The sequence below is a fragment of the Streptomyces tricolor genome (assembly GCF_002155905.1).
GTDB lineage: Bacteria > Actinomycetota > Actinomycetes > Streptomycetales > Streptomycetaceae > Streptomyces > Streptomyces tricolor.
The window spans coordinates 1-9,270 of sequence record NZ_MUMF01000813.1 but is presented as its reverse complement, the minus strand read 5'-3'; the positions used below and the strand labels follow the sequence as shown (position 1 = coordinate 9,270).

Genomic DNA, 9,270 nt, shown 5'->3' with positions numbered 1-9,270 from the left:
GTCGGCGAGGGGGGCCGGACGGGCGGGACTGTCGGTCATCCCCCCATTGTGGCCGCAAGCCGGGGCGCGCCGGACAGGGCGTCCCTCGGGCGAGTGCGTTCCGTACCGATGTGAAGTCTCCGTGAAGATCATGTGATAACACTTCAGTCCGGGCCGGGGACGACCGGTCCGGTACGACTTCGCGGACGACATCCTTGGGGGGATCTCTCCATGCGACTTGCGCGCACACGCGTCGCCCTGCCCGCCCTCGCCGGCGCGGCCCTGCTCACCGGCACCCTGCTCAGCTCCCCGGCCGAGGCCGCCGGGGGCGTGCGGATCCACCACGTGTGGTTCGACAGCCCCGGCTCGGACAACCGCTCCAACAAGAGCCTGAACGCCGAGTGGGTGCAGCTGAGGAACACCAGCGGCTCGGCGGTCTCGCTCAAGGGCTGGGTGCTGAAGGACGCCTCCCACCACAAGTACGTCTTCCCGAACGTCAAGATCGGCGCCGGGAAGTACCTGAAGGTCCGCACCGGCAGCGGCGCGGACACCGCGTCGGACAAGTACCAGGACCGCCGCGCCTACGTCTGGAACAACGACAAGGACACGGCCACGCTGACCAAGGCGAGCGGCAGCAAGGTCGACACCTGCTCGTGGACGACGCGGGACCCGAGCGACACGTACTGCTAGGCACCGCCGTTCCGATCGTCTCGGATCGGCACAGGTGCCTCCCGGCCCCGAGGGACCGGGAGGCACCCGGCGTCCGTGGGGCGCCGGGTGCGGCGGCGGCCGGCTCCACGGTGAGGACTCCGCCTACGGTGAGGACCTCCGCGCAGCCGCCGCGAAGGTGCCGGGCGAAGACGCTCCGAGGAGCCGTGGAACGGACGCCCGCGGCCCTGGAGCACGCGCGGCGTCACCCGTCCCCGAACGGCCTCCGCACGTTCGCGTGGCGGCTCTCACCCGGACTCGCGTCGGCGATCCACGGGCCCTCCCCCGAGGGGTCGAGGACGCCCTCCTCCAGCCAGGTGTAGGCGCCGCCGAGGACGCCCTTGACCACCTTGCGGTCCAGGTCGTCGGTGTTGGTCCACAGGCGGTCGAAGAGTTCGTCCACCCGGATGCGGGCCTGGCGGCAGAAGACGTCGGCGAGCTGGTAGGCCTCGCGGCCGTGCTCGCCCTCCCGCCACAGCCGCTCGGCGCGGACGCAGGCCGCGCTCATCGCGAACAGTTCGGCGCCGATGTCCACGATCCGGCCGAGGAAGCCCTGCTTGGTCTCCATCCGGCCCTGCCAGCGGGACATGGCGTAGAAGGTGGACCGGGCGAGCCTGCGGGCTGTGCGCTCGACGTAGCGGAGGTGGGCGGACAGGTCGATGCCGTGCTTGAACTCGCCGTAGGACGTCGGCAGCTGCCCGGGGCCGGCGACCAGCTTCGGCAGCCACTTGGCGTAGAAGACGCCCGCGTTGGCACCCGCCCTGGCCTTGGCGGACAGCGGCTTGTCGGGGTCGATGAGGTCGCCCGCGACCGACAGGTGGGCGTCCACGGCCTCCCGCGCGATCAGCAGGTGCATGATCTCCGTGGAGCCCTCGAAGATGCGGTTGATGCGCAGGTCGCGCAGGATCTGCTCGGCCGGCACCGGGCGCTCGCCGCGCGCCCGCAGCGACTCGGCCGTCTCGTAGCCGCGCCCGCCGCGGATCTGGACCAGTTCGTCGGCCATCTTCCAGGCCATCTCCGAGCCGTACAGCTTGGCGAGGGCGGCCTCGATGCGGATGTCGTTGCGGTCCTCGTCGGCCATCTGCGAGGACAGGTCGAGCACGGCCTCCAGGGCGAAGGTCGTGGCCGCGATAAAGCTGATCTTGGACCCGACGGCCTCGTGCAGCGCGACCGGCTTGCCCCACTGCTCGCGCTCCGCCGCCCACTCGCGGGCGATCTTCAGACACCACTTGCCGGCTCCGGCGCACATCGCGGGCAGCGACAGCCGGCCGGTGTTGAGCGTGGTCAGCGCGATCTTCAGGCCCGCGCCCTCGGGGCCGATCCGGTTGGCGGCCGGGACCCGCACCCGGTGGAAGCGGGTCACGCCGTTCTCGATGCCGCGCAGGCCCATGAAGGCGTTGCGGTGCTCGACGGTGATGCCCTCGGCGGTGGCCTCCACCACGAACGCGGTGATGCCGCCCTTGTGCCCCTCGGACTTCGGCACCCGCGCCATGACCACGAGCAGGTCGGCGACCACCCCGTTGGTGGTCCACAGCTTCACCCCGTCGAGGACGTAGTCGTCGCCGTCGGGGACGGCGGTGGTGGCGAGGCGGGCCGGGTCGGAGCCCACGTCCGGCTCGGTGAGCAGGAACGCGGAGATGTCGGTGCGGGCGCAGCGAGGCAGGAAGGCGTCCTTCTGCTCCTGGGTGCCGAACAGCTTCAGCGGCTGCGGTACGCCGATCGACTGGTGGGCGGAGAGCAGCGCGCCGACGGCGGGGCTGACGGAGCCGACCAGGGCGAGGGCCTTGTTGTAGTACAGCTGGGTGAGGCCGAGACCGCCGTACTTGGGGTCGATCTTCATGCCGAGGGCGCCGAGTTCCTTCAGGCCCGCCACGACCTCGTCGGGGATGCGGGCCTCGCGTTCGATGCGGGCGGGGTCGACGGCCGTCTCGCAGAACGCGCGCAGCTTCGCCAGGAACTCCTCGCCGCGCCGGACGGACTCCTCGTCGGGGAGGGGGTGCGGGTGGATGAGGTCGAGCCGGAAGCGCCCGAGGAACAGTTCCTTGGCGAAGCTGGGCTTGCGCCAGTCCTGTTCCCGGGCGGCCTCCGCCACCTGGCGGGACTCGCGCTCGGTGACGGTGGTGCGTGGGGTGGTGGTGGCGGACATGGAGCCTCACCTCGCCGCGAAGGGGGACGACTGGGACCGTTCGTTACCGATCAGTGCTACTGGATCGTTGGTACCCGAAACGGGGCGACCTCACCACCCCTCGCGCGCCCGCTCGGCCGGCGGTGACCGGACAGGCCGTGGTGTCGAGGCGCCCGGAGCCCTTGAGGACCTCGGTGCCGGCCTCGGTCCGGAGAGGTACGTGTCCGTGCCGAGCAGCTTGCGCCGAACGAGGGCCTGCGGGAAGTCGTCCAGGCGCGGCGTGGCGCCGGTGGTGTCGGTCCGGCGGACGGAGGAGTACACCTTCCCACGGGTACGGGCCCAGCGTGAGGGCGCCCCTGACCGTCGAAGCGCTTCGACAGCCTATGGACACCCCGGGTAGCCCGGAGATAGGGTCGATGCCACCCTCACCCACCGTATCAGCGTCGCGCAGTGTCGAAGCGCTTCACAAAGCTTGGAGAGCTGGATGGTCACCCTCGCCGAGGTCGCCCAGCACGCCGGAGTCTCGGCGAGCACGGTGAGCTATGTCCTCAGCGGCAAGCGGTCCATCTCCGCCACCACCCGGCAGCGGGTCGAGCAGAGCATCCGGGAACTGGGCTACCACCCCAACGCGGGCGCCCGCGCCCTGGCCGGCAAGCGGTCCAACATCATCGCCCTGATGATCCCGCTGCGCACCGACATGTACGTGCCGGTGATGATGGAGATCGCCATCGCGGTGGCCACCACCGCCCGGACGCACGGCTACGACGTCCTGCTGCTCACCGGCGAGGAGGGTCCCGACGCGGTGCGCCGGGTCACCGGCAGCGGTCTGGCCGACGCGATGATCCTGATGGACGTCGAGCTGGAGGACGAGCGGCTGCCGCTGCTGCGCGAGACGGACCAGCCCTCCGTGCTCATCGGGCTGCCCGCCGACTCCACCGGTCTGACCTGCGTGGACCTGGACTGGAGCGCGACCGGCGCGCTGTGCGTGGAGCACCTCGCGGGGCTCGGTCACCGTGACATCGCCGTCATCGGCGAGGCCCCGGCGGTCTACGAGCGGCACACCGGCTTCGCCGAGCGCACCCTGGACGGACTGCGCGCCCGGGCCCGCCGGGCGGGCGTCGGAGTGCTGCACCGGCCGTGCGAGGGCGGGTACGACGCGCTGGCCCTCACCCTGGCCCGGATCTTCGACGAGCGCCCGGGGACGACCGGGTTCGTGGTGCAGAACGAGTCGGCGGTGGAGCCGCTGCTCGCGCTGCTGCGCCAGCAGGGCCGGGCCGTGCCGGAGGACGTGTCCGTGGTCGCGATCTGCCCCGACCAGGTGGCGGTCCAGGCGTCGGTGCGGCTGACGTCGGTCGCCATCCCGGCCCAGGAGATGGGCCGGCGCGCCGTGGAGCACCTGGTGGCCAAGCTGGACGGGAGGGGCGGCGACGAGGTCGTGCTGCTCGCCCCCGAGCTGACGGTACGGGCGAGTTCGGGACCGGCGCCGGCCGCGTCCTGAATCCCCCGCTCTCCCGCGGCGAGGAGGGGCCGGCCCCGTGCCGGAGCCGGCCCCCACGGCTCAGCCGCCGCTGACGGTGAGGTTGTTGGTGGTGAAGTTCAGGCCGCCGGAGGAGGACGTGATCTCGTAGCCGAACTGGACGTCGCCGATGGTCTCGTTGCCGAACCAGCCCTTGGTGTCCTTGATCCACTTCAGGATCGGGAGGATGTCGACCGTGCCGGAGCTGGAGTTGGAGGTGCGGAGGAAGGAGAAGACCTCGTTCGCGCCGTTGTTGCCCTTGTAGACGGCCCAGGTGTGGCCGCCCAGCGTCACCGTGCCCTGTGAGGTGCCGAGGGGGCCGACCGCCCCGGTCCTGTTGACCCAGAGCATGATCTCGTAGTCGTAGTCGGTGTCCCAGATGTCGTACGACGTGTTGTACGCGCCGGACGCCGGGACGGTGACGTTGTAGCTGCTGGTGAGCGAGGTCAGGGAGGTGATCGGCTTGTTGATCACCTTCTTGGCGTTGGGGTAGGACTTGATCCCGCCGGTGCCGGGGTGGTTCGCCCAGACACCCCAGTTGGTGCCGGAGTTGGCCCAGACGCACTGGCTGCCGGCGCCGGAGCCCCAGATGTTGTTGTAGAGGGTGTAGCCGTTCAGGGTGGTGTTGCCCCACTGGTCGCAGGAGTTCCAGACGGCGGCGGAGGCGGGCGCGGAGGCGAGGCCGACGGTGGCGCCGAGGGCGAGGGCGGGGGCGAGCAGGGCCTTGGCGACCCTGCTCAGCGTGCTTGTTGCCATGGTGTCCCTTCCATGGGTGGGGGGAGTTGCTCCGGTCACCGCGCCCCCAGGGTGAGGACGCGGTCTTCTCCGGCGACGAGGTCGAGCGGCTCGGTGCCGGAGGAAGTGCGCAGTGCGACGCGGAGGGTGCGGTGGGGGCGTACGACGGCCCGGGCGCCCTCCGGTGCCCAGGCGAGGTCGATCTCCGCGCCGAACCGGGTGCGTACGCCGCGCAGTTCGCCGCGCGGGCACAGGTCCGGGACGGCGGGCAGCAGGACGAGCCGGTCCGGGGTGGACTGGACGAGCAGTTCGATCAGCACGCCGGGCAGGGTGTGCGCGGCGTCCGCGTTGTAGACGTCCCGGCGCGGGTAGTGGGCGCTCATCAGGGAGGCGTGGAAGAAGTCCCCGTCGAGCACCCGGCGCAGCGCGGCGGCGGCCCGGTCCGGGTCCCGGAGGCGGGCGGCGATCAGGGCGCGGTGCAGATGGCCGTGGGCGGAGTCGTTCTCGGTGCCGCGCAGGGCGAGCGCCCGGTGGGCGGCGGCGGCGAGGTCCGGGGTGTCGTAGGGGGTGATCTCCTCCAGCGGCCAGACGCCGTAGAGGTGGCTGAGGTGGCGGTGGTCGTAGGTGTCGTCGAGTCCGGGCCAGGCCCATTCGGCGAGGGCGCCGTCGGCGTTGATCCGGTGCGGGGGCAGCCGGTCGGCCAGCGCCCGCCAGCGCTCGGCGTGTCCGGGGTGGTAGCGGGCGGCGGTGCGCAGGGTGTGCCGGGCGGCGGAGAGGTCCATGGCCGCGTTGATCGCGCCCCAGCTGCCGTTCGCGGGGCGGTTCTCGGGCGAGTAGGAGGGCACGACGACCAGGTGGCCGTCGGCGTCGGTGCGGGTGAGGAAGTCCTCGTAGAAGACGGCCGCCTCGGCGAGCGCGGCGGCGGTGCGCGGATCCCGCTCGCCGCGGATCTCGTCGTGGTCGACCAGGGGTTTGAGCAGCCAGTCCGCGCCGGCGGTCCACAGGTGCAGCGGGTACGGACGGCTGAAGTGGTACGTCAGCCCCGACTCGCCGTCGGTGTGCGAGGGCGCGACGGCACCCCGGGTGCCGAAGATCGCGCGGGCGTTGGCCCGCCAGTCCGGCAGCTGCCGCTCGACGAAGCCGGCCAGCGCCTCGGTGACCTCGGGCAGGGCGGCGGCGGGCGCGGCGGCGGTCTGCAGGTTGAGGTTGGCGTTCGTGGTGAACGCGCCGGACCAGGCGGTGTCCCAGTCGCCGGTCCACAGTCCGGTGAGCCGGGGCGGGTTCAGGCCGCTGCTGGAGAGCAGGTGGTAGCGCCCGGCGGCGAAGAGCCGCTCCAGCAGGGCCGGGCTGTGCGGGCGGGTCAGCAGCTCGGAGCCGGGCAGGGCGCGCTCGGCCGGATCGGCGCCGAGGTCGAGGGCGACCCGGAGGTAGGCGGTGCGGTGCCGGTCCAGGTGGCGGGCGAGCAGGCTGTCGTACGGCCGGTCGGTGCCGTCGAGCAGGGCCTGGAGCGCCCGGGCCTCGGCGATCACGTCCGCCTCGCCGGTGTGCCGGCGCACCCGGGTGAGCAGCAGCACCGAGCGGGCGCCGGTGACCCGGACGCCGGGCGGGACGAGTTCGGTCCGGCCGCCGCGGACGGCGACCAGGGTCACGCCGGTGTAGGCGCGGTCGCTGTCCGGGTAGCGGGCGCGCAGGCTGAGCAGGGCGCCCTCGGGGGTGAGCAGCGTGCCGTGGCCGACCCGCAGTCCGGCCGGGGCGCCGGGCAGCCGGTGGTCCAGGCGGATGTCGAGGTCGCCGCCGGTGACCTCGTGCGCGATCACGTCGTCCGCGCGGGAGACGAAGAGGCGGCTGCGGGCATCGGCGCGGACCGCCGTGGCCTCGCCGCTGGTGAAGTCGACGGCACGGCGCAGGCCGCCGCGGTCGCCGCCCGCCGGTCCGCGCACCCGGATCCGGAAGGCGGGGTGGAAGGGCTGCACCCACTGCAGCGGGCGGCCGTCCGTGAAGCTCTCGGCGGCGGTGAGGTCGCCGGCGAGCAGCCGGTCCCGCACCGCGGGGAGTGCGGCGGCCAGCCGGGGCGGGCGGGCGTGCTCGCCGCCGTTGGGCCGGACCAGGCGGTGATGGGTGACGATCACCCGCTCGTCGTTCGGGTCACCGGACACAAGGGCGCCGTGGTGGCCGTTCCCGCTCAGGAAGGCGTCCTCCCAGCGGGCGGCGGAGGCGGGCTCCCAGGTGCCGTGGACCGGCGTACGGCTCATGACCGCAGCACCGCCACGCCGTAGCGGCCGAGGACGACCGTGTCCGTGACGTCCGTGCCGCCGAGCAGCTCGCGGTGGGTGCCCGGCACCCGTACGGTGACCGGTTCCCGCCCGTGGTTGAGCAGGAACAGCAGCTCGCCCCGGCGCACCGCCTCCACGCCCGCCGGGAGCCCGTCCAGCACCGGCCGCACCCCCGCCGCGGCGGCGATCCGGGCCAGCAGGGAGCGCAGCGCCTCCGGTTCGGGCAGCGTGGAGAGGTACCAGGCGCGGCCCCGGCGCAGCACGGCGGGCAGCCCGTCCAGCTCGCCGCCCCGGTACGGCACGGTCTCGGCGGCCCCCGGCTCCGGCTCGATCTCCTCCGACCACAGTGTGCCGTGAAAGCCCTCGCAGGCCACGGTCTCCCCCGCCTCCAGCGGCCACCACTCGTGCAGGGTGCGGATGCCGAACAGCTCGCGCAGCCGGGCGTCCATGCCGCCGGCCCGGACCCGGTCGTCCTCGTCGGCGACACCGGTGAGGAAGCCGCAGACCAGGGTGCCGCCGTTCCGCACGTAGCCGAGCAGGTTGTCGATCGCCGCGTCGGTGAGGAGGTAGAGCTGCGGGGCGACGACGAGCCGGTAGCCGCTGAGGTCGTGCTCGGGATGGGCGAAGTCGGTGGTGAGGTGGGCCTCCCACAGGGCCCGGTGCCAGGCGGTCAGCACGCCGGGCAGGTCCACGAGCGTCGACAGCCGGCCCTCGTGATCGCCGGCCCACCAGGAGTGCCAGTCGTGCAGGACGGCGACATCCGCGGTGATCCGCGTACCGGCCACGTCCGCGGAGACCCGGGCCAGTTCGGCACCCAGCCGCTTGACCTCCTGGAAGGTACGGCCCTCCGCCCCCGCGTGGCTGACCATCCCCGAGTGGAACTTCTCGGCGCCCTGCCGGGACTGGCGCCACTGGAAGTAGCAGACGGCGTCGGCGCCGCGGGCGACGGCCTGGAAGGACCACAGCCGGTTCAGGCCGGGCGGCTTGGGGTGGTTCACGCCCCGCCAGTTGACCGGCCCGGCGGCCTGCTCCATCAGCATCCACGGTCCGCGCGCCTGCGAGCGGGTGAGGTCCTGCACGAGGGCGCCGTGCTGCGCGCCCAGCGGATCGCGCGGGTCGGGGTAGAGGTCGACGGAGACGACGTCCTCCTCGCGGGCCCAGCGCCAGCCGTCCTGCCCGGTCCACAGCGGCATGAAGTTGGTGGTCACCGGCAGGTGCGGGGAGTACCGGCGGACGATGTCCCGCTCGGCGGTGAAGCACTCCAGGAGCATGTCGGAGGTGAAGCGCCGGAAGTCCAGCACCTGTCCGGGGTTCTTCAGATAGTGGGCGTGGCGGGGCGGCAGGATGCCGTCCCAGGTGTCGTAGCCCTGGCTCCAGAAGGCGGTGCCCCAGGCGGCGTTGAGGGCGTCCAGGGTGCCGTACCTCGCGCGCAGCCAGCGGCGGAAGGCGGCGGCCGCCTCGTCGCCGTAGTCGAAGGTGCAGTACTCGTTGTTGATGTGCCACAGGGTGAGTGCGGGGTGGTCGCCGTAGCGGGCGGCGAGGTCCTCGGTGATCGCGGCGGCGTACCGGCGGTAGGTGGCGCTGGAGTGCGAGAAGTGCTGCCGGCCGCCCCACCCTTCGACGCGGCCGTCGGCGTCCCGGGGCAGGGTGTCCGGGTGCAGCCGTCCCATCCAGGGCGGCGGGGAGGAGGTGGGCGTGGCGAGGACGACGCCGATCGCGTGCTCGTGCAGGAGGTCCAGCAGCCGGTCCAGCCAGCCGAACTCGCGGGCGCCCGGCTCCGGTTCGATCCGCGACCAGGAGAAGACGCCGAGCGTGACGGAGTTGACCCGGGCCTCCTTCATCAGCCGGACGTCCTCCTGCCAGGTCTCCTCCGGCCACTGCTCGGGGTTGTAGTCGCCGCCGAAGAGGACGCGGCCCCGGGTGGCGTCGGCGAG

The 9,270-nt window shown here is 72.9% G+C and carries 6 protein-coding genes; 2 read left to right on the top strand and 4 right to left on the bottom strand.

The genetic code is table 11. The features are described 5' to 3' along the window. The first annotated feature begins 210 nt into the window (after positions 1 to 210). Positions 211 to 669, top strand: coding sequence for a lamin tail domain-containing protein (locus CCN44_RS39985; RefSeq protein WP_059252902.1), 459 nt, complete (start codon positions 211 to 213; stop codon positions 667 to 669). 223 nt (positions 670 to 892) lie between these two features. On the opposite strand, the gene CCN44_RS39980 is transcribed toward CCN44_RS39985, so the two are convergent. Then, a complete protein-coding gene (locus CCN44_RS39980; protein ID WP_059252901.1) occupies positions 893 to 2,833 on the bottom strand; it encodes an acyl-CoA dehydrogenase family protein in 1,941 nt (646 codons plus the stop codon). A gap of 463 nt (positions 2,834 to 3,296) precedes the next feature. On the opposite strand from CCN44_RS39980, the gene CCN44_RS39970 reads away from it, so the two are divergent. Further along, positions 3,297 to 4,310, top strand: coding sequence for a LacI family DNA-binding transcriptional regulator (locus tag CCN44_RS39970; protein ID WP_059252900.1), 1,014 nt, complete (start codon positions 3,297 to 3,299; stop codon positions 4,308 to 4,310). A 60-nt stretch (positions 4,311 to 4,370) separates the two neighbouring features. Here CCN44_RS39970 and CCN44_RS39965 read toward each other — a convergent pair whose 3' ends face one another. The 3 genes from CCN44_RS39965 to CCN44_RS39955 all read right to left on the bottom strand — a co-directional run. Beyond that, a complete protein-coding gene (locus CCN44_RS39965; protein WP_059252899.1) occupies positions 4,371 to 5,084 on the bottom strand; it encodes a glycoside hydrolase family 12 protein in 714 nt (237 codons plus the stop codon). 35 nt (positions 5,085 to 5,119) lie between these two features. Next, positions 5,120 to 7,315 (bottom strand): glycosyl hydrolase family 95 catalytic domain-containing protein, encoded by a 2,196-nt coding sequence (locus tag CCN44_RS39960; RefSeq protein ID WP_086704034.1) that lies wholly within the window; start codon positions 7,313 to 7,315, stop codon positions 5,120 to 5,122. Further along, a partial coding sequence (locus tag CCN44_RS39955) for a beta-galactosidase (RefSeq protein WP_086704031.1) occupies positions 7,312 to 9,270 on the bottom strand: 1,959 nt, incomplete at its 5' end. The genes CCN44_RS39955 and CCN44_RS39960, both read right to left, overlap by 4 nt.